The sequence below is a fragment of the Streptomyces sp. NPDC031466 genome, from assembly GCF_055581265.1.
The window spans coordinates 485,163-509,451 of record NZ_JBVIJT010000006.1 but is presented as its reverse complement, the minus strand read 5'-3'; the positions used below and the strand labels follow the sequence as shown (position 1 = coordinate 509,451).

The 24,289-nt window shown below is 72.5% G+C and carries 18 protein-coding genes and 1 tRNA gene; 10 read left to right on the top strand and 9 right to left on the bottom strand.

Annotated features, from left to right (window positions below; translation table 11 throughout):
• Nucleotides 1-62 precede the first annotated feature (62 nt).
• Nucleotides 63-2,645, bottom strand: coding sequence for an ABC transporter permease (locus ACZ5GP_RS17530; protein ID WP_468751680.1), 2,583 nt, complete (start codon nucleotides 2,643-2,645; stop codon nucleotides 63-65).
• A complete protein-coding gene (locus ACZ5GP_RS17525) occupies nucleotides 2,642-3,430 on the bottom strand; it encodes an ABC transporter ATP-binding protein (RefSeq protein ID WP_468751679.1) in 789 nt (262 codons plus the stop codon). The genes ACZ5GP_RS17530 and ACZ5GP_RS17525 overlap by 4 nt, the downstream gene beginning before the upstream one ends.
• 330 nt (nucleotides 3,431-3,760) lie before the next feature.
• Here ACZ5GP_RS17525 and ACZ5GP_RS17520 point away from each other — a divergent pair, with 330 nt between their 5' ends.
• Nucleotides 3,761-5,296 carry an MDR family MFS transporter gene (locus ACZ5GP_RS17520; protein WP_468751785.1) on the top strand — a complete coding sequence of 512 codons (1,536 nt, stop codon included), beginning with the start codon at nucleotides 3,761-3,763 and terminating at the stop codon, nucleotides 5,294-5,296.
• Nucleotides 5,297-5,449: 153 nt separating this feature from the next.
• Here ACZ5GP_RS17520 and ACZ5GP_RS17515 read toward each other — a convergent pair whose 3' ends face one another.
• From ACZ5GP_RS17515 to ACZ5GP_RS17505, 3 genes are all read right to left on the bottom strand, one after another.
• Nucleotides 5,450-6,352 (bottom strand): cellulose-binding protein, encoded by a 903-nt coding sequence (locus tag ACZ5GP_RS17515; protein ID WP_468751678.1) that lies wholly within the window; start codon nucleotides 6,350-6,352, stop codon nucleotides 5,450-5,452.
• A 213-nt stretch (nucleotides 6,353-6,565) separates the two neighbouring features.
• Nucleotides 6,566-9,646 (bottom strand): SUKH-4 family immunity protein, encoded by a 3,081-nt coding sequence (locus tag ACZ5GP_RS17510; RefSeq protein ID WP_468751677.1) that lies wholly within the window; start codon nucleotides 9,644-9,646, stop codon nucleotides 6,566-6,568.
• Nucleotides 9,647-9,653: 7 nt separating this feature from the next.
• On the bottom strand, nucleotides 9,654-10,649 hold the full coding sequence (locus tag ACZ5GP_RS17505; RefSeq protein WP_468751676.1) for an SMI1/KNR4 family protein: 996 nt from the start codon (nucleotides 10,647-10,649) through the stop codon (nucleotides 9,654-9,656).
• Between the two features lie 316 nt (nucleotides 10,650-10,965).
• Between ACZ5GP_RS17505 and ACZ5GP_RS17500 the strand changes: the two genes are divergently transcribed.
• Together ACZ5GP_RS17500 and ACZ5GP_RS17495 are read left to right on the top strand one after the other, a co-directional pair.
• The gene (locus ACZ5GP_RS17500; protein WP_468751784.1) at nucleotides 10,966-11,529 is read left to right on the top strand and encodes a YwqJ-related putative deaminase; all 564 of its coding nucleotides are present in this window, start codon (nucleotides 10,966-10,968) and stop codon (nucleotides 11,527-11,529) included.
• Nucleotides 11,530-11,585: 56 nt separating this feature from the next.
• Entirely contained in the window at nucleotides 11,586-12,098 is a 513-nt protein-coding gene (locus ACZ5GP_RS17495; RefSeq protein WP_468751675.1) for an SUKH-3 domain-containing protein, read from the top strand.
• 56 nt (nucleotides 12,099-12,154) lie between these two features.
• Here the strand turns inward: ACZ5GP_RS17495 and ACZ5GP_RS17490 are convergent, their stop codons facing one another.
• Entirely contained in the window at nucleotides 12,155-13,477 is a 1,323-nt protein-coding gene (locus ACZ5GP_RS17490; RefSeq protein ID WP_468751674.1) for a sensor histidine kinase, read from the bottom strand.
• Between the two features lie 142 nt (nucleotides 13,478-13,619).
• Here ACZ5GP_RS17490 and ACZ5GP_RS17485 point away from each other — a divergent pair.
• From ACZ5GP_RS17485 to pth, 5 genes are all read left to right on the top strand, one after another.
• Nucleotides 13,620-13,691: transfer RNA gene (locus ACZ5GP_RS17485), tRNA-Gln, on the top strand.
• 126 nt (nucleotides 13,692-13,817) lie between these two features.
• Nucleotides 13,818-15,260 (top strand): bifunctional UDP-N-acetylglucosamine diphosphorylase/glucosamine-1-phosphate N-acetyltransferase GlmU, encoded by a 1,443-nt coding sequence (gene glmU, locus ACZ5GP_RS17480; protein ID WP_468751673.1) that lies wholly within the window; start codon nucleotides 13,818-13,820, stop codon nucleotides 15,258-15,260.
• Nucleotides 15,261-15,376: 116 nt separating this feature from the next.
• Nucleotides 15,377-16,351 carry a ribose-phosphate diphosphokinase gene (locus tag ACZ5GP_RS17475; RefSeq protein WP_127909859.1) on the top strand — a complete coding sequence of 325 codons (975 nt, stop codon included), beginning with the start codon at nucleotides 15,377-15,379 and terminating at the stop codon, nucleotides 16,349-16,351.
• Nucleotides 16,352-16,513: 162 nt separating this feature from the next.
• Complete coding sequence (locus ACZ5GP_RS17470; RefSeq protein ID WP_358697380.1) at nucleotides 16,514-17,107, top strand: 50S ribosomal protein L25/general stress protein Ctc; 594 nt, start codon at nucleotides 16,514-16,516, stop codon at nucleotides 17,105-17,107.
• A gap of 79 nt (nucleotides 17,108-17,186) precedes the next feature.
• Complete coding sequence (pth, locus tag ACZ5GP_RS17465) at nucleotides 17,187-17,783, top strand: aminoacyl-tRNA hydrolase (protein WP_468751672.1); 597 nt, start codon at nucleotides 17,187-17,189, stop codon at nucleotides 17,781-17,783.
• A gap of 84 nt (nucleotides 17,784-17,867) precedes the next feature.
• Here pth and ppc read toward each other — a convergent pair whose 3' ends face one another.
• Entirely contained in the window at nucleotides 17,868-20,612 is a 2,745-nt protein-coding gene (gene ppc / locus ACZ5GP_RS17460; protein WP_468751671.1) for a phosphoenolpyruvate carboxylase, read from the bottom strand.
• Nucleotides 20,613-20,865: 253 nt separating this feature from the next.
• Here ppc and ACZ5GP_RS17455 point away from each other — a divergent pair, with 253 nt between their 5' ends.
• Nucleotides 20,866-21,876, top strand: coding sequence for an acyl-CoA desaturase (locus tag ACZ5GP_RS17455; RefSeq protein WP_468751670.1), 1,011 nt, complete (start codon nucleotides 20,866-20,868; stop codon nucleotides 21,874-21,876).
• The gene (locus ACZ5GP_RS17450; RefSeq protein WP_468751669.1) at nucleotides 21,873-22,559 is read left to right on the top strand and encodes a TetR/AcrR family transcriptional regulator; all 687 of its coding nucleotides are present in this window, start codon (nucleotides 21,873-21,875) and stop codon (nucleotides 22,557-22,559) included. The genes ACZ5GP_RS17455 and ACZ5GP_RS17450 overlap by 4 nt, the downstream gene beginning before the upstream one ends.
• Before the next feature lie 24 nt (nucleotides 22,560-22,583).
• Here ACZ5GP_RS17450 and ACZ5GP_RS17445 read toward each other — a convergent pair whose 3' ends face one another.
• Complete coding sequence (locus ACZ5GP_RS17445; RefSeq protein WP_468751668.1) at nucleotides 22,584-23,204, bottom strand: Uma2 family endonuclease; 621 nt, start codon at nucleotides 23,202-23,204, stop codon at nucleotides 22,584-22,586.
• A 163-nt stretch (nucleotides 23,205-23,367) separates the two neighbouring features.
• Nucleotides 23,368-24,204 (bottom strand): trans-aconitate 2-methyltransferase, encoded by an 837-nt coding sequence (locus tag ACZ5GP_RS17440; RefSeq protein WP_468751667.1) that lies wholly within the window; start codon nucleotides 24,202-24,204, stop codon nucleotides 23,368-23,370.
• Nucleotides 24,205-24,289: the final 85 nt, after the last annotated feature.

Sequence of the window (24,289 nt, the reverse complement as noted above, 5' to 3'; positions counted from 1 at the left end):
CCCGGCGGACGCGCGTCGCGCATCCGCCGGGGCCGGTCTCCCCCGCACCCCCGTGGCGGAGGCTATTCGGTGGCGATCGCGTTCAGGACGTTCATCCGGCCGGCCCGGAAGGCCGGGACCAGCGCGGCGAACAGGCCCACGAACGCCGACCCGATGAAGACCGCAATGATCGTCGGCCACGGGATCTCCAGGACCTTCAGCCCCTCCAGGGCGAGGAGCTTCTGGGCCGTCGCCCCCCAGCCCATGCCGAGCCCGAGGCCCAGCAGCGCGCCGAAGAGGGCGATGACCACCGACTCCAGGCGGATCATGCGGCGCAGCTGGCGGCGCGAGAGGCCGATCGCCCGCATCAGGCCGATCTCGCGGGTGCGCTCGACCACCGAGAGGGCCAGGGTGTTCACCACGCCGAGGATGGCGACGATGATCGCGAGGCCGAGCAGGCCGTAGACCATGTTCAACATCTGGCCGACCTGGTTCTTCAGGTCTTCCTTGAAGTCCGTCTGGTCCATGACCTTGTACTGGGGGTAGGTGGCCAGGGACTCCTTCAGGGACTTGTAGGCGGCGTCCTGTCGGCCCTTGTCGGCCGTGGCGAACATGATCGAGTTCTGCGGCATCCGGTCCGCCGGGAGGTACTTCTCCACGGTCGTGATGTTCGTGTACATCGCGCCCTTGTCGACGGAGCCTTCGTCCGAGGTGATCGCCGCGAGCCTCAGCTCGGCCGTCTTCCCGTGCTCGAAGGCGATCTTCAGCTCGTCGCCGACCTTCAGCTTGTACTTCTTCGCGAAGTCGCCGCCGACCGACATGGCGTTCTCGCCGTACGCGGCGGACAGTTCGCCGGCGACCGTCTCGCGGCGCAGGTCCTCGGCGTACGTCGGGTCGGCGGCGCTGAGGCCGATGCCGTCCGCCGTCCTGCCGCCGGGCGTGGTCAGGTCCGCCTCGACCTCCTTGTAGCGGGTGATGTGGCCGATGTGGTCGGCCTTCTCCAGGGCCGCGGCGGCCTTCTCCGTGATGAAGCCGCCGGGCTGGGTGGACTGCACGATGAAGTCCGCGCCGACGGACTTGTCCAGCTCGTCCGTGGCGGAGGCGACCATCGAGGAGCCGACCACCGAGAGGCAGGCGACCAGCGCGAGGCCGATCATCAGGGCCGCGCCGGTGGCGCCGGTGCGGCGCGGGTTGCGCAGGGCGTTGCGTTCGGCCATCCGGCCGACCGGGCCGAAGGCCCGCAGCAGGACCGCGCTGAGGACCCGGACGACACCGGAGGCGAGCACCGGGCCGATGACGACGAAGCCGATGAGGGTCAGGACGACGCCGCCGCCGAGGAAGAGCGAGCCTTCCTTGGCCTCGTCGGCCCGCGCGGCGGTGTAGAGGCCGAGGACGCCGACGCCGGTGAGGGCCAGGCCGATGACGGCGCGCAGCGCGCTCGCCCTGCCGTCGGCCGGGGTGCCCGCGTCGCGCAGGGCGGCCATCGGGGAGACCTTGCCGGCCCGGCGCGCGGGGAGGTAGGCGGCGAGGACGGTGACGACGACGCCGAGGACCATGCCGACCACGGGGGTCGTCCAGTTGACGGTGAGGTCGCCGGTGGACAGTTCCATGCCGATGCCGGACATGAGCTTCATCAGTCCGACGGCGAGGCCGATGCCCGCGCCGACGCCGAGGACGGAGCCGAACACGCCGAGCAGCAGGGCCTCGACGAGCACGGAGCGGTTGACCTGCTTGCGGCTGGAGCCGATGGCGCGCATCAGGCCGATCTCGCGGGTGCGCTGGGCGACCAGCATCGAGAACGTATTGATGATCAAGAAGATGCCGACGAGGAAGGCGATCCCGGCGAAGCCGAGCATCGCGTACTTCATGACGTCCAGGAAGCTGCTGACGGACTTGCGGTTGTCGTCCGCGGTCTCCTTCTGCGTCTTGATGTCGTAGGCGCTCTTGTCCACGGTGGCCGCCACGTTCGCCTTCAGCCGGGTGTCGCTGACGCCTGCGGCGGCGGTGAGGTTGAGGTGGGTGAACCGGCCGGTGGCGCCCAGGAGTTCGCGCTGGGCGGTGGCGGTGTCGAAGTAGACGATCGCGGCGCCGGGGTTGGTGACCTTGAAGGTGGTGATGCCGGAGATCTTCGCGGTGTGCTCGCCGGTGGCGGCGATGGTGCGCAGCTTGTCGCCGATCTTCAGGTCGTGCTTGTCGGCGGTGTCGGCGTCGACCATCATCTCGGTGGGTCCGCGCGGGGCGTGGCCCGAGGTGATGTCCATCGAACGCAGTTCGTTGCGCGTCCAGTTGCCGGCGATGGTCGGGCCGCCGTTGCTCGGGCCCAGGTTCTTGTTGGCGGAGTCGACGACGGTCACGCTCTGGCTGACGACCGCGCCCTCGGCGGCCCGGACGCCGTCGGCCTTCTTCACCTCGGTGAGGACGGAGGCGGCCATCGACTCCGGTCTGCCGCTGCGCGGGGCCTCGTTCGGGTCCTCGGCGGACTTGGGGGAGACCGTGACATCGGCGGACGTCGCCGCGAAGAGCTTGTCGAAGGTGGTGCCCATGGTGTCGGAGAAGACGAGCGTGCCGCACACGAACGCCACCGACAGGACCACGGCCACCGCGGAGAGCGCCATACGGCCCTTGTGCGTGAAGAAGTTGCGCATCGAGGTCTTGAGGACGGTCATGACGTGCGCCCCCGGGCGTCGAAGGACTTCATGCGGTCCAGGACCTGGTCGGCGGTCGGGTGGTGCATCTCGTCCACGATCCGGCCGTCGGCGAGGTACAGCACCCGGTCCGCGTACGAGGCGGCGACCGGGTCGTGCGTGACCATCACGATGGTCTGGCCCAGGTCGGTCACCGAGCGGCGCAGGAAGCCCAACACCTCGGCACCGGCACGGGAGTCGAGGTTCCCGGTCGGCTCGTCACCGAAGATGATCTCCGGCCGGGAGGCGAGCGCGCGGGCCACCGCGACGCGCTGCTGCTGGCCGCCGGACAGCTCGGTCGGGCGGTGCTTGAGCCGCCCGGCGAGGCCCACGGTCTCCACGACCTGGTCGAGCCAGGCACGGTCGGGCTTGCGGCCGGCTATGTCCATGGGGAGCGTGATGTTCTCCAGCGCGTTGAGCGTCGGGAGCAGGTTGAACGCCTGGAAGATGAAGCCGATCCGGTCCCGGCGCAGCTGCGTGAGCTTCTTGTCCTTCAAACCGGTGATCTCGGTCTCGTCCAGGTGGATCTGCCCGGAGGTGACGGTGTCGAGACCGGCGAGGCAGTGCATCAGGGTGGACTTGCCTGAGCCGGAGGGGCCCATGATCGCGGTGAACTGCCCGCGGGCGATGTCCACGTCGATGTGGTCGAGCGCGACCACCCGGGTCTCCCCCGAGCCGTACGCCTTCACGACCTGGCGTGCCCGTGCCGCCACGGCCGTACGCCCTCCAGTGCCCCCGTGCCTGGGTGTGGTCACAGCCGTTGTCACGGTACGTCTCCTATGTCGGTCATGCGGTGTAGCGGATGTCGTGAAGTCTTCGCCGTACGAAGAAGTCTGGCGTCCCCGAGTGGTCCGGCGCGCTGGTGCTCGGCCCCGTCTTTTGCGGGGGAAAACCCCACCCCTGCGGGTGCGGTGCGCCATAAAGCCAATCTAAGGACCGGCCGGGGCCCGCTCATCCTCCGGCAGTACGAACCCTCCCCGGTCCGAAGTACGGAGGTTCCCCTAGGGGATCTCCACCCGCTGGTGGAGATCGACTCAGGGTTCGCTCCACCCTGCCCTCCACCCCCCACGGGTGAGAAGGTGGCCCGCAGCAACTGGGTGCAGGGGGAAGGGATCGCCGTGGACGCGCAGCACGCGATACGCAACCGGGGGGCGGTCGTCGCCGCGCTGATGCTGGCCATGGCGCTGACCGCGGTCGACGCCACCATCGTGTCGACCGCCGTCCCCCAGATCGTGGGCTCGCTCGGCGGCTTCCCGATCTTCTCCTGGCTCTTCTCCGGTTACCTCCTGGCCGCCACGGTCACCCTGCCCGTGTACGGCAAGCTCTCCGACACCTTCGGCCGCAAGCCCGTCCTCCTCACGGGCTGCGTGCTGTTCCTGCTCGGCTCGGCCCTGTGCGCGCTCGCCTGGAACATGGAGTCGCTCATCGCCTTCCGCGTCGTGCAGGGCCTCGGCGGCGGCGCCATCCAGGGCACCGTCCAGACGCTCGCCGCGGACCTGTACCCGTTGAAGGAACGCCCCAGGATCCAGGCGCGGTTGTCGACCGTGTGGGCCGCCTCGTCGGTCGCGGGCCCGGCCCTCGGCGGCGTCATCGCCTCCTCGGCGGACTGGCGCTGGATCTTCCTCGTCAATCTGCCGATCGGGGCGCTCGCCCTCTGGCTGATCGCGCGTCATCTGCACGAGCCGGCCAGGGAGGCGATGGCGCGGGGCCGCGTCGACTGGCCCGGCGCGCTCGCCGTCTTCGCCTGTGGCGGCGTACTGCTGACCGCGCTCGTACAGGGCGGCGTCGCCTGGCCGTGGCTGTCGGCGCCCTCGCTCGCGCTGTTCGCCGCCGGGCTCGCGCTGGTGGCCGTCGTCGTCCTCGTCGAGCGGCGGGCCGCGGAGCCGATCATCCCCGGCTGGGTGTGGCGGCGGCGCACCATCGCGGCGGTGAACCTCGCGCTCGGCGCGCTCGGCCTGCTGATGGTCGCTCCCACCGTCTTCCTGCCCGCCTACGCCCAGTCCGTGCTCGGACTCGCCCCGGTCGCCGCCGGGTTCGTGCTCTCCGTTATGACCCTGAGCTGGCCGGTCTCCGCCGCGTTCAGCCAGCACGTGTACCGCAGGATCGGCTTCCGGGACACCGCGGTCGCCGGCATCCTCGCGGCGGCCCTGATCCTGTGCGCCTTCCCCCTGCTCCCCTACCCCGGCAGCGCCTGGCAGCCCGCCCTGGTCATGCTGCTCCTCGGCGCGGCGCTCGGCCTCTTCCAGCTGCCGCTGATCGTCGGCGTCCAGTCCACCGTCGGCTGGGCCGAGCGCGGCACCGCCACCGCGTCCGTCCTGTTCTGCCGCCAGATCGGCCAGACCCTCGGCGCCGCCCTCTTCGGCGCGGTGGCCAACGGCGTGCTGAGCGCACGGCTGGGCGGCTCCGGCTCGCTCGACTCGGTGGCCCGCGCCCTGGAGGACCCCGGCTCCGTCGCCGACCCGGAGCGGCTGCGCCGGGCGGTGGACGCGGCGGTCGACGCCGTCTACATGGGCGCGGCCTGCGCGGCCGCCCTCGCCCTGCTCGCCCTGCTCCTCGTCGCCCCGCGCCGCTTCCCGGTCCTCAAGGACCCCCGGTCACAAAAGGACCTCCAGCACCGAAGCAGCACGGGGTGAAGGGGCGGGCGGGGGGTTGACCGGGGCGCACGGGCGGGCGCGGGGCGGAGGGGCGAGCAGGGGCGCACGGGCCGGCACGGGGTGGACGGGCGAGCGGGCCGGGCGGCGGAGGCATTCGCCGCCCGGCAACGGGGCGGCCCCGCGCCGGACGGACTACGGCGTCTCCTCCGCCGGGGCCCGCCCCGTGAGGGCCGCGAGACTGCTCCGTACGTGATCCATGTGCGCCCGCACCTCGTCCCACCTCTCCCCGTGCTCCCGCAGCACCCGCTCCGTCTCCCGGATGATCCGCTCCTCCCGCAGCCGCGCCTGGGCGACGATCTCCGCGCCCCGCGCCTGCGCGTCCTCCTCCCCGTGCCGCGCGGCCTCCTCCGTCTCGGCGAAGGCCCGCTTGGCCGCGGCCAGCCGTGCCTCGGCGGCGGCGATCCGCTCCGTGTCCCGCGCGTCCGCCGCCGTCTCCCGCTCGGCGATCTCCCGCTCGGCCGCCTCCCACCGCTCGGCCTGTTCCTTCTCCCGCTCGGCAAGCAGCCCCTCGCACCGCTGCCGCGTCTCCCGCAGCGCGGCCAGCGCCTCGCCGCGCCACTCCTTGACGTCCCGCCGGGCGGAGATCCGGGCGTCGTCGGCCGTGGCCCGGTCCTCCAGGAGCCGCCGCCTGACCCACTCGTCGGCGTCGGCGGTCACCTCGTCGGCGTACGCGCGGGCCGCCTCCCGCACCTCGCGCCCCTCGGCGTCGGCCTCCTCCGTCTCGGCCCGCGCCTGTGCCCGCGCCGCCTCCCCCACGGCGGCCGCCTCCGCCTCCGCGAGCGCCAGGATCTGCCGGGCCCGCTCGCCGAGCGTCTCGTACGTCTGCGGGGCGAGCCGCGACACCGCGTCCCGCAGCTGCTCGGCCCGGGCCTCCATGTCCTTGGCCAGTACGGTCAGCCGGGCGGCGCGCTCCCACGCCTCGTCCCGCTCCTGGGAAAGACCGGCGGCGTACGCCTCCACCTGCCGGGGCCGGTAGCCGCGCCCACGCACGGTGGTGAAGCCGTGCGGCGACGGCGATGCACCGCTGCTGCTCATCCTGGGAACCCCTCTCCGACGTACCTCACGCGTACAGCGCGATTGGCGCACATCTTGATGGATCAAGCGGAAGCGCTCATAACGCGACACTCCGCCCGCTCCACCCGGTCAAGGATGCGGTAATCGCCCCGGAAACCCGAAAGCCCCGGCACGCGAAGGCGCCCGGCCCGTCGTACGGGCCGAGCGCCTTGTGCAGTCTTCGCGCGCCCCGGGCTACAGCAGCCCGTCCCACATCTGTTCCAGGAGCACCGACCACCAGCTCTCCGGTGACGCGAGCGCCGCCGGGTCCAGGGCGGCCAGCTGGTCCTGGAAGTCGACGGTCCAGCGGCCCGCCTGCTCCTGGTTGAGACCGAAGCGCAGTCGCCACATCCGGCCGAGCAGCGCCATGCAGCGCGCGAACTCGGGCAGGCCCGTGTTCACGAACTGCGGCGGCACGGGGGCGCCGCCGGGACCGGCCTCCACCGGCACGGCCACGATGTTCGCCGTGCCGTACTGGACGCAGAGCGCGCGTCCGAAGTCGCTGCCCATCACCAGGTACGAGCCCGCGTCCGACGCCGGCCGCACGCCCCGCTCCTGCGCCAGCTCCGCCAGCGTCGGCACCGGCCGGCCCGGCTGGGCCTGCGCCCAGAAGAACGGCCCGAAGTCGACGGGCAGCCCCGCCACCACGAGGGTGTGCGCCACGATGTCCGGCACGCCCTGCCGGGACACCGCCCGCTGGTCGAAGCGGAAGATGCCCGGGCCGAAGGCCGCGGCCAGCTCCTGCGCGACGCCCTCCGGCGGGATCGCCGGAACGTGCGGCAGCTGCCGCACCGGCGCCCGCACCGGCGCCGGGCGGGCCGGGCCGTCCGCCACCTGGTGCAACTCGCCCTGGTGCGCGAGGAGTTCCCGCATGCCCTGCTGACGGGACGCGTGGTCCCTGCCGTACGGGGCGATGGAGGTGATCCGCGCCTGCGGCCACGTCTCCCGGATCATGCGGGCGCAGTACGCGCCCGGCAGCTCGCAGGACTCCAGTTCGGTGTGGAGTTCGAGCACTTGCTGCGGCGGCACGTTCATGCCGCGCAGCTCGTGCAGGATCTGCCACTCCGGGTGCGGGGTGCCGGGTGCCGAGCGGCGGATGAGCTGCTGCTCGGAGCCGTCGGCCGCGCGATAGCGCAGCACGGCCTGGTAGCCGGGGCCCACGGTGGGCCGGCCGACGGGCGGCTGCGGATAGCCGTACGGCTGTCCGGGCGGCCCGGGCCGTACCGGCGCCGGCGGAGGCGGCATCCCCGGCCCGCCCGGGCCGCCGACGGCGGGCCCGGCGAGCATCGTCGCCGCGTGGTGGACGCCGCCGCCGGGGGGCGGCGGAGTGCCGGGGGCGCCGGGGGGCCCGGGGGGCTGGGGCGCGCCGGGAACTCCGGGCGGCCCGGGGGGCCCGGGCGGCTGGGGAGCGCCGGGCGGCTTGATCCCGCCGGGTCCACCGAGGCTCGGGTCAGCGAACATCGTCGCGGCGTGATGCACACCGCCCGGAGGCGTACCGGGCGGCCCGGGCGGTCCCGGAGGCTGCGGTGCGCCGGGAGCGCCGGGAGCGCCGGGCGGCCCGGGCGGCTGCGGGGCGCCGGGCGGCTTGATCCCGCCGGGTCCACCGAGGCTCGGGTCAGCGAACATCGTCGCGGCATGGTGCACACCGCCCGGAGGCGTACCGGGGGGCTGCGGGGCGGCGGGCGGCTTGGGCCCCTCGGGGCCGAGCGAGGAGACGAGCTGCGTCGGGACGTAGCCGCCGGCGGGAGTACCGGGAGCGCCGGGCCCCGAAGGCGGCGGCGTCGCTCCAGCAGGCCGGGGCTCCTCCTGCGCCGTGCCGGAACCGGCGCCGTCGCCGCCCTGCGGATACCCGTACGCGGAGGCATCCGGCGCGGGCGGCACGGACGAACCCGACGCCGCCTGCGGCCCCTTGCCCCCACCCGCGACCGGCCCCTGCGGGTACCCGTACGCGGAAGCATCCGGCACTCCAGGCGGCGGAGGCGGAAGAGGCGGCCCGGCGGGCCCGTGCGACCCGGCCGGCCCACCCGCACCCTGCGCCGCCGACGAACCCGACCCACCCGCCACCGGGCCCTGCGGATATCCGTACGCCGAAGCATCCGGCACCCCGGGCGGAGGCGGAAGAGGCGGCCCAGCGGGCCCCTGCGACCCGGCCGCCCCACCCGCACCCTGCGCCACCGACGAACTCGACCCACCCGCGACGGGGCCCTGCGGGTACCCGTACGCCGAAGCGTCCGACGGCTGCGGCGGCGCGGCGGCGTCGCCCGTGGCCGGGCTTCGGCCCTGTCCCGGGCCCTGCGGGTATCCGTACGCGGACGCCTCCCCGGGGGACGAGGCGTCCAGCGCCGGGGCGATCGCCGTCGGCGGGAGGTGGCTGCCGCCGTGCATCAGGGCCGTCTTGGCGTCCGGTGCCACGCCCCGCGGCCTGGCCTCGTCCTCGTCCTCGGCTACCAGCGGCGGCGCGAACACCGTCGCGGGCGCCGGTACCGAGAAGTCGTCGCCGGAATCGGCGTTGGTGTCCGTACCGGCCCACGGGGTCGCCCCCATGGGCACGCCCGGCGACGTCACGGGCAGGTCGTCCTGGCGGGCGGGCTCGCTGTCCTCGTCCGGGGCGGCCGCCGCCGGCCACGGCGTGCCGCCCTCCGGCACGGAAGCAGCGGCGGAGGCAGCGGCGGGCGCCGCCTCGGGAGCCGGATGCCCGGCGTCGGCGGGCAGGGAGTCGCCGGACCCGACGTCGCCCGGCGCGGAGCCGGCGGACGCGGAGTCGGAGGCCGCGGAGTCGGAGGTCGCGGAGTCGGAGGTCGCGGAGTCGGAGGTCGCGGAGTCGCCCGGCGCCACCGCCTCGGAGCCGGGGTCCGCGGACGACGCCCCCGCGTCCGACCCGGCCGAGCGCCGGTCGGGGATGCCCATCTTGTCCGCCGCCTCCTGGAGCCACTCCGGCGGAGTCAGCAGGAACGACGTCTGATTGAGGTCGACCCGCGCCGGCGGCGGCACGACCGCGTCCTGCGGCGCCACGTCCGGCAGGCCGTACTCCTCCTCGTACCTGCGGATCACCTCGCCCACGGGAAGCGCGGGCCACAGCGTGGCCTCGCCGCTGTCGCGGGCGATGACGAGCCGCTGGTCGCCGCCGTCGGACACCGGACCGTTCTCCCGGTCCTGCGCCCACACCACGAACCCGAGGTCGAACTCCCGGACCCGCACCTCCCGGTGCTGATGGCCCGGCACATCGCCGTTGATCCACTCTTCGGCGCGCTCCTGCGCCTGCGCGAAGGTCACCATCGCCTAGTCACTCTCCAGCCGAGGACACGGGAACGGCGCGCGCGAAGCCGCCGTCCACCATCAGGTTCGCCACGGTCTCCAGCTCCGGCGGATTGCCCGCGAGCCGCGACAGGAACGCGTCGAAGTCGTCGCCGCACGGCAGCAGCAGCCGCCGCACCCGCTCGGCGGGCGGCCACCCGGCCGCTTCCGAGACGTCCCGCGCGTCGTCGTACGCGCAGAACCACACGGAACCGACCCGCTCGCCCTTCACCTTGACGGCGAGCAGCCCGCCCTGCACGAAGCCGACCCCCAGGTAGTCCTTGGTGAGATGGTCGCGCAGGCACTTGTTGACGTACACCAGGTCGTTGACCGCGGCCACGTCCCGCACCGTGAAGAACGGCTGGTCCACCAGCAGTCCCAGCTCTGCGTCGAGCGCCGCGCCCACCGGCGCGCAGCCGCCCGCCGCCTTGAGGAAGGAGCGGTAGGCACCCGGCAGCCGGTGGCCGAGGTCCTCCTCCACGCCCTGCACCTGCTGTTCGCTCACCGCGACCGCCGCCTTCGGCAGACCGAAGTGTGCGGGCCGCGTCTCCTGGAGCGGGCGCGTGCCCCGCTTGTCGTGGTCCACGGCCGTCGTCGCGATCCCGCCGTGGTGCCGCAGCAGCGCCTTCACCTCGACCGGCACCAGCTCCAGGCGGCGGCCGCCCGGCACGTGGTGCCAGGTCCAGCCGTGCGGGGTGGCCACCGGGGGAATCGTGTCCCACAGCTCGTGGCCCTCCGCCGCGAGCGCCGCGTTCGCCGACACGTAGTCCGTCAGGCGCAGTTCGTCCACGCCGAAACCCTCGGGGGGCTCCGCGATCTCGGCGGCGGCCCGGGCGTAGGGCGAGAAGTCCGGATAGCCCCGCTCGTCCACGCGCACCCCTCTGGGGTGGCGGGCGGCACGGACCGGGTCCGGGAAGTGCACGACCTGCCCGGCGTAGGCCGCGTTCGGCGGCGCGGACTGCTGCCCCAGCCGACCTGTCGTCATGGCGGTTGCCCCCTGCGGCACGGTGAAAAGTTCTGATTCTGCCGATTTCGAGCCGTGGATCCTGGTTCCCTCGGCCCCTGGTACTGCGGATGTCGACACAGCCTATGCGCAAGGGCCGCACCGGTCACCGGGCCTCCGCTTCCATGACCAGCAGCCACCAGGCCGTCACCGTGCGACGAAACCCGGGGCGGGGCAGGCGTGTCGCAGAGCCCCAGCTTCCGCACCACCCGCCCCATTTGACAGGCTGTCCCCCGCGGCGCGGGGGCGTGGCACACCCGCGGGGACGACCGCGAGCAAGGGGGAGGGGCACAGCATGATGCACACGGCACAGAGCGAGACGACCGGCCGCACGCCGGCCACGACCGGACAGGCCACGGCGGAGGCGGTGCCCGGCACCGTCTCCGGCGACCCACGCATCGGCTGGAGCAGCACCGCCGCGCACGCCCCGATCCTGCGCCAGCGCCGCGACGGCATCCTGCCGACGGTGGCCGCCGCGCTCTCCGTACGCGGCCAGACCACCCTCACCTGCACCCCGGGGCGCGGCGAGGAGCCGCCCGCGCTGCACCCGCTCGTCCAGGACTTCCTCGACACCCTCACCAGCGGTCAGCGCGAACGCTTCACCGGCCGCTGCGCGGAGACCATCCTCATCTCCCGGCATCTCACGGCGGCCGACGCGAGCCGCTCCAAGCGGGCCTCGCGCAGACCCATGACCAACGGCGAGGCCCGCAAGGCCCTCAAGCACGCGAAGCTCACCACCCGCCGCATCCGCGAGGACGGCGACCCCCTGCACGGCTCCTTCGCCGAGCTGTGCCGCTCCTGTACCGCCCTCACGGCGCACTTCGGCGTACGAGTGGTGGACCCGACGCCCGCCGACCACTGACCGCCGCCCGTCCTGCCGCCCGCACCTTTGCCCGCCGCCGACCGAACAAGGGCCCCATGCACGCCGACCACACCGCCCCCGCCGCCCGCGCGGGCGCCGCCCCGCTGCCCGTCCCCGTCGACGCCGCCCTGCTCGCGGCCGGCTGGCGCCCCGGGCGCTGGGACATCAAGCAGGCCGAGATCTGGGCCGACGCGCTGCGCCGGCACACCTCACCGGCCGGGCACCGGCACTCCGTCTTCCCGGCCGCCGTGGAGGCCTGGGCCGAATTCGGCGGGCTGCACATCACCCCGCAGGGCCCCGGCCGCCAGATAGCGCCCGCCACCGTGCACCTCGACCCGATGTACGGCCTGCACCTGGCCCGCACCCTCGGCGACCTCGGCCGGGCCCTCGGCACCCAGGTGTGCCCCATCGGCGAGGAGACGGACACCCAGGCGCTACTCGCCATCGACGCCCAGGGCCGGGTCTACAGCCTGGACCACAGCGGTGACTGGTTCCTCGGCGCCCGCCTCGACCAGGCCCTCGCCACGCTCGTCACCGGCGTCCGGCCGACCCGGCTGACGGCGAGCTGACCGGCGTACGCGCGCGGCGAGGTCAGTACGCGCGCCAGGCCGGCACGCGCGCGAGGTCAGCCGGCCGGGGCGGCGGCGGGCAGGACCGCCGAGACACGGAAGCCGCCGCCGTCCGTCGGGCCCGACACGAAGACGCCGCCGAGTCCCGTGACCCGCTCCTTCATGCCCACCAGGCCATTGCCGCCGCTGGGCAGTCGCGCGTCCGTCGAACCGGCCTTCGGCGGCGGCTCGTTCTCCACCTGCATCGCGATCTCCGCCCCGCGGTGCGCGAGCCGTACGTACGTCTTGGCGCCCGCCGCGTGCTTGTGCACGTTCGTCAGCGCCTCCTGGACCACGCGGTACGCGGTCTGCTCCACGTCGGCGGCGTAGTCCCGCGGCTCCCCCTCGACCGTCAGGTCCACCGCCATGCCGGCGGCCCGCGACTGGCCCACCAGTTCCTCCAGCTCCGCGAGGCAGGGCCCGTCCTCGTCCACCGCGCGCGAGGCGGCCACGGCCGCCGCGTACCCCACGGCGGCCAGCGGCACCGGCTCCGCCGGCCGCGCGCCCCTCGTCCCGTCGCCGGTGCGCAGCACGCCGAGCATCTCCCGCAGCTCGGTCAGCGCCTGGCGGCCCATGTCACCGACCAGCGCCGCGTTCTTCACGGCCTTCTCCGGATCCTTGCGCGCCACCGCCTGCAACGCCGCCGCGTGCACCACCATCAGGCTCACCCGGTGCGCCACCACGTCGTGCATCTCGCGGGCGATCCGCGTGCGCTCCTCGCCCCGCGCCCACTCCGCGCGCTCCTCCGCGCGCTCGGCGAGCAGCTGGAGTTCGCGCTCCAGGTCGTCCGCGCGCTCCCGCAGGCTCTCCATCAGCCGCCGCCGCGCCCCCACATACAGTCCGAGCAGCACCGGCGGCGCCGTCACGCCGATCGCCGCGGCGACGGCGAAGAACGGCACGAACTCACTGCCTATGGGCGGGTGCGCCCCTTCCTCCGCCAGGTCCCGGCTCGCCCGCACCAGCGCGACGATGAGCGTCCCCGCCATCGACATGCCCGCGAGCGCGCCGGTGACGCGGCGCGGCAGCTCCGAGGCCGCCAGCGTGTAGAGGCCGACGATCGTCAGCAAGAAACCCATCTGGGCGGGCGTGATGGCGATGGAGACGAGCACCACGGCGACCGGCCAGCGCCGCCGGAACAGCAGCGACGCCCCCGCGAGGGAGCCGAAACAGATCCCCACCGCCGTCGGCAGCCCCGCGTCCCGGGCGAAGGCCACCCCCTCTGCGCCGCACTCCACCGCGGACACCACCGCGAGCCCCACGTCCAACGCGGCCCCGCGCCGCCTCTCCCACCACCACGGCCCGGTCATGGCCGCGGTGTGGTCGTCCCCCGTCATGGTCATGTGTCTCAGCGTACGGGCGTTCCTCGCCGCTTTTCCGGTGAGTTTCCGGTGCCCCCTGGCGTCGCACGCGGGGCCCTCGGTGCGGCATAGTGTTGGGTGCCGATCCGGCGGACCGGGCAGATGTCCGGTCCAGACGGATTGTTCCCCCGTGGTGTAATTGGCAGCACTGTGGCTTTTGGTGCCATCTGTCCGGGTTCGAGTCCTGGCGGGGGAGCCGCACCGTACGGGTCCCGACCTCCGAGGTCGGGACCCGCCGCCGTTTCCACCCCCCTACGCCCCGGTATCCTGCGGATGTCCACCCCACAGAGGCACCAGCCATCCGAAGCCGAAGGGCATCCCCGTGAGCGCAACCCGCCCGGCCGTCATCGTCCTCGCAGCGGGTGAGGGCACCCGTATGAAGTCGGACCTTCCCAAGGTCCTGCACGAGATCTGCGGCCGGTCCCTCATCGGGCACGTGCTCCACGCCGCCTCCGCGCTCTCCCCCGAGCGGCTCGTCACCGTCGTCGGCTTCCAGAGCGAGCAGGTCCGCGAGCACCTCGGCGCCGTCGCGCCGCAGGTCCGCACCGCCTACCAGGCCGAGCAGAACGGCACCGGCCACGCCGTGCGCATCGGCCTGGAGGAGCTGGGCGCGGTCGAGGGCACCGTCGTCGTCGTCTGCGGCGACACCCCGCTGCTGACCGGCGCCACGCTCCAGCAGCTCGCCGCCACCCACACCGCCGACGGCAACGCCGTGACGGTGCTGACCGCCGAGGTGCCGGACGCGACCGGCTACGGCCGCATCGTGCGCGACGGCGAGAGCGGCGCGGTCACCGCGATCGTCGAGCACAAGGACGCCACCGAGGCGCAGCGCGCGATCCGCGAGATCAACTCCGGGGTGTTCGCCTTCGACGGCCGGCTGCTGGCCGAAGCGCTCGGCAAGCTGCGCACGGACAACAGCCAGGGCGAGGAGTACCTGACGGACGTGCTGGGCATCCTGCGCGAGGCCGGCCACCGCGTGGGCGCCTCCGTCGCCGGGGACCACGAGGAGATCGCGGGCATCAACAACCGCGTCCAACTGGCGCAGGCGCGCAAGACGTTGAACGACCGGCTGCTGACGGCGGCCATGCTCGACGGGGTGACCGTCGTCGACCCCGCCGCCACCTGGATCGACGCCACGGTGACCTTCGAGCGGGACGCGGTGCTCCACCCGGGGACCCAGCTCCACGGCGCCACGCACGTGGCCAAGGGCGCCGAGGTGGGCCCCAACACCCGGCTGCGGGACACGACGGTGGGCCCCGGGGCGCGGGTGGACAACAGCGTGGCCGACCGCGCGGAGATCGGGGAGCGGGCGAGCGTCGGCCCGTTCGCGTATCTGCGCCCGGGAACCCGGCTTGGGACCGGTTCAAAGGCGGGTACGTATGTGGAGATGAAGAACGCCACGATCGGCGCCGGTTCGAAGGTGCCGCATCTGTCGTACGTGGGCGACGCGACGATCGGCGAGTTCTCCAACATCGGCGCGGCCAGCGTCTTCGTGAACTACGACGGCGAGGCGAAGCACCACACGACGGTGGGCTCCCACTGCCGCACCGGCTCGGACAACATGTTTGTGGCTCCTGTCACGGTGGGGGACGGCGCCTACACCGCCGCCGGCTCCGTGATCACCAAGGACGTGCCGGCGGGTTCGCTGGCCGTCGCCCGGGGCCAGCAGCGGAATATCGAGGGTTGGGTGGCCCGGAAGCGTCCGGGGAGCGCGGCCGCGAAGGCGGCCGAGGCGGCTGCCCGGGAGGCGGACGGCGCAAGCTGACCGGAAACAGGTGCGTCTGACACGGCGTACCGTGATAGGTGCACACATTCGGCCGACTCGACGCACCGGGACGCGTGAGTACGGCAGCGGGAAGAACTCTCTGAGGAGACAGTGCTGTGACCGGGATCAAGACGACCGGCGAGAAGAAGTTGATGCTCTTCTCCGGCCGCGCCCACCCCGAGTTGGCCGAGGAGGTCGCACACAAGCTGGGTGTCGGCATCGTGCCGACGAAGGCCTTCGATTTCGCCAACGGCGAGATCTACGTCCGCTACCAGGAGTCGGCGCGTGGCGCCGACTGCTTCTTGATCCAGAGCCACACCGCTCCGATCAACAAGTGGATCATGGAGCAGCTCATCATGATCGACGCGCTGAAGCGCGCGTCGGCCCGCTCCATCACCGTCATCGTGCCGTTCTACGGTTACGCGCGCCAGGACAAGAAGCACCGCGGCCGTGAACCCATCTCGGCGCGCCTGATCGCCGACCTGATGAAGACCGCGGGCGCCGACCGCATCCTCACGGTCGACCTGCACACCGACCAGATCCAGGGCTTCTTCGACGGCCCGGTGGATCATCTGTTCGCGCTGCCGATCCTCGCGGACTACGTGGGCGCGAAGGTGGACCGCTCCAAGCTCACGGTCGTCTCGCCGGACGCCGGACGCGTGCGCGTCGCCGACCGCTGGTGCGACCGTCTCGGCGCGCCGCTGGCGATCGTCCACAAGCGCCGCGACAAGGACGTCGCCAACCAGGTGACCGTGCACGAGGTCGTCGGTGAGGTGCAGGGCCGCGTGTGCGTCCTGGTCGACGACATGATCGACACGGGCGGCACGATCTGCGCCGCCGCCGACGCGCTGTTCGCGCACGGCGCGGAGGACGTCATCGTGACGGCGACGCACGGCGTGCTGTCCGGTCCGGCCGCGGACCGCCTGAAGAACTCGAAGGTGAGCGAGTTCGTCTTCACGGACACGCTGCCGACGCCGGGCGAGCTGGAGCTGGACAAGATCACGGTGCTCTCGATCGCGCCGACCATCGCCAACGCGGTGCGCGAGGTCTTCGAGGACGGCTCGGTGACGAGCCTCTTCGAGGAGCAGTAAAGATCCTTTTGGGTGTGGCCTCCCGGCCGAGTAGACTGCTGAAGTTGCTCGGCGAGGGAGGCCACACCTTTGTGTGGCGGTCCGTTATCGACGCGCTCTTCGTAGCAGGCCAGTCGTATGGCCGGGTAACCCCATCCGACACCTGTTGTACGAGGAGTGCACATGTCCGAGGTCAAGATCTCCGCCGAGACCCGCAACGAGTTCGGCAAGGGCGCCTCGCGCCGCATCCGCCGCGAGAACAAGGTTCCCGGCGTGCTCTACGGCCACGGTGCCGACCCGGTCCACCTGACCCTGCCGGGCCACGAGCTGCTGCTCGCCCTGCGCACCCCGAACGTCCTGCTCTCCCTGAACGTGGACGGCAAGACCCAGCTGGCCATCCCGAAGGCCGTGCAGCGCGACGCCCTCCGTCAGGGCATCCTGAAGCACGTCGACCTGCTGCTCGTGCGCAGCGGCGAGAAGGTCACGGTCGAGATCCCGGTCCACACCGAGGGCGAGCTGGCCCCGGGCAGCAACCTCCTGGAGCACGTGCTCAGCACGCTGCCGGTCGAGGCCGAGGCCACGCACATCCCGACCGAGGTCACCGTCTCCATCGCGGGCCTGGAGGCCGGCGCGTCCATCCTCGCCAAGGACATCCCGCTGCCGTCGGGCTCCAAGCTGGCCATCGACGAGGACGCGGTCGTCCTCCAGGTCCTGGCCGCGCAGGCCGAGGAGGCCCCGGCCGAGTCCGCCGAGGGCGACGCGTCCGCCGAGGCCTGATCCTCGCGACGCACATTCGGCACGGCAGCCGCCGCTCCCTCGGGGGCGGCGGCTGCCCGCGTATGAAGGAGACACGCACGTGACGACCGACGCCAACGCGCCCTGGCTGATCGCGGGCCTCGGCAATCCGGGCCCCGAGTACGCCATGAACCGGCACAACGTGGGCTTCATGGTGGCCGACCTGCTCGCGCGGCGCATGGGCGCGAAGTTCAAGCGGGCCGCGAAGGCGCAGGCCCAGGTGGTCGAGGGCCGGATCGGGGCGCCGGGTCCCACGGGCCGCCGGGTGATCCTGGTGAAGCCCATGTCGTACATGAACGTGTCGGGCGGCCCCGTCACGGCGCTGCGCGACTTCTACAAGGTGCCCACCGAGCACGTCGTCGCGGTCCACGACGAGCTGGACATCGACTACGGCACGCTGCGGCTGAAGCTGGGCGGCGGCGACAACGGCCACAACGGCCTGAAGTCGATGACGAAGGCGATGGGCCCCGACTACCACCGGGTGCGGTTCGGCATCGGCCGCCCGCCGGGCCGGATGCAGGTGGCGGACTTCGTCCTGAAGGACTTCTCCTCGACGGAACGCAAGGAACTCGACTACCTGGTGGACCGGGCCGCGGACGCGGCGGAGGCCCTGATCATCGAGGGCCTGGAGCGGGCCCAGAGCACGTACAACTCCTAGAACGGCGAAGGGGGCGCCCCGTCAGGAGCGCCCCCTCCAGGGACGCGGGGGACTGCGCGACCAGCCCCCACGCACCCGCAGGAGTCAGCCGGTGTTCCGCAGCCCGGCCGCGACACCGTTGACGGTGAGAAGCAGCGCCCGCCCGAGCAACGGGTCAGGCTCCTGGCCGGCGGCCGCCGCTTCCCGCTGCCGCTTGAGCAGGGCGACCTGGAGATACGAGATCGGGTCGAGATAGGCGTCGCGGATCGCGAAGGTCTGCTGGAGCGCCGGGTGCGAGTCGAGCAGCTCCTTGCCCCCGGTGATCCGCAGGACTTCACGGACGGTCAGCTCGTGCTCCTCCTGGATCGTCGCGAAGACGTGTTTCAACTCGTCCGGGACGAGCGTGTCGACGTAGTGCCGGGCGATCCGCAGATCCGTCTTGGCCAGCGTCATCTCGACGTTGGAGAGGAAGTTGCGGAAGAAGTGCCAGTGCTCGTGCATCTCGTCGAGCACGGTGTCCAGGCCCGACTCCCGCAGCGCCTTCAGTCCGGAGCCGACACCGAACCAGCCGGGGACGATCTGCCGCGACTGGGTCCAGCCGAAGACCCACGGGATGGCGCGCAGGCCGTCGAGCGAGACGCCCGAGCCGGGGCGGCGCGAGGGCCGGGAGCCCAGGTGCAGGTCGGCGAGCTGGTCGACCGGCGTCGACGCGAGGAAGTACGTCGGCAGGTCCGGGTCCTCGACGAGGCGCCGGTACGCGGAGTGCGCGGCGTCGGAGACGATGTCCATCGCGGCGTCCCAGCGGGCGAGGGCCTCGTCGGACTGGCGCGGCGCGGTGTGCAGGGCGGACGCCTGGAGCGTGGCCGCGACGGTCAGTTCGAGGTTCTCGCGGGCCAGCGACGGCACGAGGTACTTGTCGGAGATGACCTCGCCCTGCTCGGTCACCTTGATCTCGCCCTCCAGGGTGCCCCAGGGCTGGGCGAGGATCGCGTCGTGCGAGGGGCCGCCGCCGCGGCCGACGGTGCCGCCGCGGCCGTGGAAGAGGCGCAGGCGCACGCCGTAGCGGTGGGCGACGTCGCGCAGCCGGCGCTGGGCGCGGTGGATCTCCCACTGGGAGGTGGTGATGCCGCCGAACTTGGAGGAGTCGGAGTAGCCGAGCATGACCTCCTGCACGTCGCCGCGGAGCGCCACCAGCCGCCGGTACGACGGGTCGGCGAGCATCTCGTCCAGGATGACGTCGGCGGCGCGCAGCTCGTCGGTGGTCTCCAGGAGCGGCACGATGCCGATCTTGGCCCAGCCGGCGTGCAGGTCGATCAGGCCGGCCTCGCGGGCGAGGACGGCGGCGGCGAACACGTCGTCGGCGCCCTGGCACATCGAGATGATGTACGACTCGATGACCTCGGGTCCGAAGACCTCCAGGGCCTTCTTGACGGTGAGGAAGACCCCGAGGGTCTTCTCGCCGGCGGCGTCCAGCGGCGCCGGGGACGGCGCGAGCGGGCGGCGCGAGCGCAGCTCCTTGGCGAGCAGCTTCTGGCGGTACTCGCGCGGCATGTCCGCGTACCGCCAGGACTCCTCGCCGAGGCGGTCGAAGAGCTGGCCGAGCGCGTGGTGGTGGGCGTCGGCGTGCTCGCGTACGTCCATGGTGGCGAGCTGGAGGCCGAAGGCGGCCAGGGTGCGGATGGTGCGGTTCATCCGGCCGTCGGCAAACAGGGCGCCCTTGTGCTCGCGCAGGGAGGTCTGGATGAGCGTGAGGTCTTCCAGCAGCTCGCTCGTGCCGAGGTAGTCGCGGCCGGGCACGTGCGCGGTGCCCTTGGCCAGGCGCTGCTTGGTGTTCTCCAGCTTCTGCCGGATGCAGGTCGCCTTGAGCCGGTAGGGCTCCTCGGCGTTGAGCCGCTTGTAGCGGGGGCTGATCTCGGGCAGCCGCTCCAGGTCGCCCTGGAGGGAGGCCTTCAGCTCGTCGGTGGCTCCGGTGTAGCGGATGGAGTTCGACAGGAAGCCGCGCAGCTCGTCGATCATGTCGAGCGCGTCGTTGATGCCGTGCTCGTGCTGGAGGATCAGGACGTCCCAGGTGACGGCGGGCGTCACATTGGGGTTGCCGTCGCGGTCGCCGCCGATCCAGGTGCCGAAGCTGAGGGGGCGGGTGCCCGCGGGCAGCTGGACGCCGACGCGCTCCAGCTCGGCGGTGAGGTCCTCCAGGACGTCACCGACGGCGCCGGCGTGCAGCTCGTCGAGGTAGTAGATGGCGTTGCGGGCCTCGTCGGCGGGCTCCGGGCGCACCACCCGCAGCTCGTCGGTCTGCCAGACGAGGTCGATGTTCTCGGCCAGTCGGGTGTCGTGGCGGCGCCGGTCGGAGTCGATGACCGGGGTCTCCAGGAGCTCGGCGACGCGGCGGAGCTTGTTGAGCACCGAGCGGCGCGCGGCCTCGGTGGGGTGCGCGGTGAAGACGGGCCGCACGTTCAGGTTCTGCACGGTCTGGCGCAGGTGCTCGGGGTCGGCGTCCTTCAGGCGGTCCGCGGTGCGGGCGAGCAGCCCGCCCTCGGCGGCGCGCCGGGCGCGCAGCTCGCGGCCGCGGTGGACCTGCTCGGTGACGTTCGCGAGGTGGAAGTAGGTGGAGAAGGCGCGGACCAGCTTGGCCGCGGTCTCCAGCTCGGTGCCGCCCAGCAGCTTGGCGGCGGCCTCGCCGTCCTCGCGCGTGAGGTGGCGGACCTTCTCGACCAGTTCGAGGAGTTCGGGGCCCTCCTGGCGTACGAGGGTCTCGCCCAGCAGGTCGCCCAGGCGGCGGATGTCGGCGCGCAGCTCGGTGCTGGCTGTACGGGTGGCCTGGCGGCCCTGGTCGTCGGCACTGCTCACAGGTGCGGCTCCTTGCAGTGGTGAAGCACGTCTGGGGTCCCGGTCAAGGATCCGGGGAGGGTTCAGAGCGGACCGCGCTGTCCGACCGGTTCCAAGGATAGATGTCACCGCGTGGCGGGGAAGTTTCGGCCACTTGCCGAGACGCCCCGCGCTGCCATACTTACGTCGCCGTAGGTTACGGAACCGTAGGAAGCGGTACCCGTACCCGTGGACACCCTCCGACCTCGACCCTCGACCCCCAGGGGACCTGCCCATGACCACAGCTTCCGATGCGCCCGCCGAGACCGATGTGATCGACGACGCTTCCACGGCCGGCGCCCCGGCCTCCGCCGCGCCGCTTCCCCCCGCCACGCTGGGCGGCGACCAGAAGCGGTCCGTCGAACAGCTGAGCCTGCTCCTGTTCATCGTCTTCCCGTTCCTCGCCCTGCTCGCGGCGGTGCCGCTGGCCTGGGGGTGGGGAGTGAGCTGGCTGGATCTCGGCCTGCTCGTGTTCATGTACTACCTGGGGTGCCACGGCATCACCATCGGCTTCCACCGCTACTTCACGCACGGCTCCTTCAAGGCGAAGCGCCCGCTGCGGATCGCGCTCGCGGTCGCCGGTTCGATGGCCGTGGAAGGGCCGCTCGTCCGCTGGGTGGCCGACCACCGCAAGCACCACAAGTTCTCCGACGCGGAGGGCGACCCGCACTCGCCCTGGCGGTTCGGTGAGACGGTCCCGGCCCTGATGAAGGGCCTGTGGTGGGCGCACATCGGATGGATGTTCGACGAGGAGCGGACGTCGCAGGAGAAGTACGCGCCGGACCTGCTCAGGGACCCGGCGATCCGCCGCATCTCCCGCATGTTCCTGTTCTGGACGATCGTCTCGCTCGCGATCCCGCCGGTGGTCGGCGGGTTGGTGACGATGTCCTGGTGGGGCGCCTTCACGGCGTTCTTCTGGGGTTCGCTGGTGCGCGTCGCCCTGCTGCACCACGTCACCTGGTCGATCAACTCCATCTGCCACGCGGTCGGCAAGCGCCCCTTCAAGTCCCGGGACCGCTCGGGCAACGTGTGGTGGCTCGCGGTGCTGTCCTGCGGCGAGTCCTGGCACAACCTCCACCACGCCGACCCGACGTCCGCGCGGCACGGTGTGATGAGGGGCCAGCTCGACTCCTCCGCCCGGATCATCCGCTGGTGCGAGCAGCTCGGCTGGGCGTCCGACGTGCGCTGGCCCTCCAAGTCCCGCATCGACGCCCGCCGACAGTCATCGGGCGCTGACGCGGCATGATGGACGACGTGGCGACCGATTCCAGCAATTCCAGTCCTGCCGGCAAAGAGAAGCAGCCCCGGCGCACCCGCCGGACCCGGATGACGGGGGCCGAGCGCCGGGAGCAGTTGCTGGACATCGGCCGCACGCTGTTCGCCTCGAAGGGATTCGAGGGCACGTCGGTGGAGGAGATCGCGGCGAAGGCCGGGGTCTCCAAGCCGGTGGTGTACGAGCACTTCGGCGGCAAGGAGGGGCTGTACGCGGTGGTCGTGGACCGCGAGATGCGCCAGCTCCTGGACATGGTGACGAGCGCGCTCACCGCCGGGCACCCCCGCGAACTCCTCGAACAGGCCGCCTTCGCCCTCCTCGACTACATCGAGACGTACACGGACGGCTTCCGCATCCTGGTCCGCGACTCCCCCGTCGCCCAGTCGACGGGCACCTTCGCCTCGCTCATCTCCGACATCGCCACGCAGGTCGAGGACATCCTGGGCCAGGAGTTCAAGGGCCGCGGCTTCGACCACAAGCTGGCGCCGCTGTACGCGCAGGCGCTGGTCGGCATGGTGGCGCTGACGGGCCAGTGGTGGCTGGACGTCCGCAAACCGAAGAAGGCCGAGGTGGCGGCGCACCTGGTCAACCTGGCCTGGCACGGCCTGGACGGCCTGGAACCGAAGCCGCGCCTGATAGGCCACCGCAAGAGCTGACGGCCCCCGGGAACGGGGGCGCGGTCAGCTGCGCGTGATGTCCTCGCCGATGACGAACCCCTTGGCGGGACCGCTCGGGATGACCGCGTCGGTGCCGTAGGGCACCCGGTGCTCGTCCTCGTAGGACGCCTTCTTCGGGTTGGGCGAACTCAGCACGAGGACGGCGCCGTCCTCGTCGAAGTCGTCGACGATCACGTAGACGGGGATGCCCGCGCGGGCGTACTCGCGGCGCTTGCGGACCCGGTCCCGCTCGATGTTGCGGCGCCCGGGCGAGACGACCTCGACGACCAGAGCGACTCCGGCGGCGTCGACGCCGAGGTCTTCTTCGTCGGGGATCTCGTCGAGGTCCTCGGGGGCCACGAAGAGGTCGGGAATCCAGACCTTGCTCCGGTGGATGAGGTTGCCGTCCTGATAAGGCGCGAGATTGCTGCCGTCCATATGGCCCTCAAGGGCCCGGCGCAGGCGGTTGATCAGCACCGTATGACGACGGCGACCGGTAGGCGACACCTCGATGGCTCCCTCGATGATCTCGGCGCGGTAGCCCTCGGGGAGATCCATGGCCTTCCACGCCTGCCACAGGACCTCGTCCAAGTCGGATACCGGGTTGTCCACCACGGGAGTCACCTCATGTGCGAGAGCGGTCATCGTGCAGCACCTCCTCCATCAGTGTGGGCGCGGGCGCCACTGCGGCACAAGCGACACCGCGACGCTATGGCGCATGGCGCGCTGTCACCCGTAGAGCCCTGGGCCTTCACCCAAAAGTGCGAGGTCAGGCCAGAGATTGCCGCTTGCCGCGACGCCGTGAGCGTCAGGCATCCCCCCTGCGCGCCACCGCGAACACCCGCCGGAAGGGGAAGACCGTGCCGTGGTCCCCGGCGGGGTATGCCTCCCGCAGGAGCGTCCCGTACTCCGTGAGGAACGCCTCCCGCGCCTCGGCGTCGTCCCCGAGCGCGGTGAGGACGGGGACGAGGCCCGTGCCCTTGACCCAGTCCAGGACGGGGTCCGGGCCCTTCAGGACGTGCAGGTACGTCGTCTCCCAGGCGTCGACCTCGCAGCCGAGCCCCGTGAGCCGCTCCAGGTAGGCCTCGGGCGTCAGGACGGCGTCCGCGTGCCGCAGCCGCCCGCCGAGCCGCTCCCGCCAGCTCCCGGACTCGGCCAGCTCCCGCATCAGGACGTGGCTCGGGGCGTCGAAGTTGCCGGGCACCTGGAAGGCGAACGTGCCGCCGGGGGTGAGCGCGGCGATCCAGGCGGGGAAGGAGTCCGGGTGGCCCGGCACCCACTGGAGGGTGGCGTTGGAGAGGATCAGGTCGTACGTCTCCGGGGCCGGGGCCCACTCCGTCGCGTCGGCGGCGGCGAAGTCCAGGCGTCCGCCGCCGTCCGTGGGGCCGGCGAGCCGCTCGGCCTCGGCCAGCATCTGCGGGGAGTTGTCCAGGCCGGTGAGGTGCGCGTCGGGCCACCGCCGCGCGAGCAGCCGGGTGAGGGTGCCGGGCCCGCAGCCGAGGTCGGCCACGCGGGGCGGGCGGCCCTCGGCGGCGGGCAGCTCGGGCACGCGGTCAAGGAGGTCGAGGAAGGGCCGGGCCCGATGGTCGCCGTGGCGCAGATACTGGCGCGGATCCCAGGTGGCGGCGGGTGTGGCGGCCGGCATGGCGGACCTCCTCGGAGTCGGGGGCGTTCGTGTGCACGCCCTTCCCGCGTCATCCTCACCCTTGAGAATCTTGACGTCAAGAGAC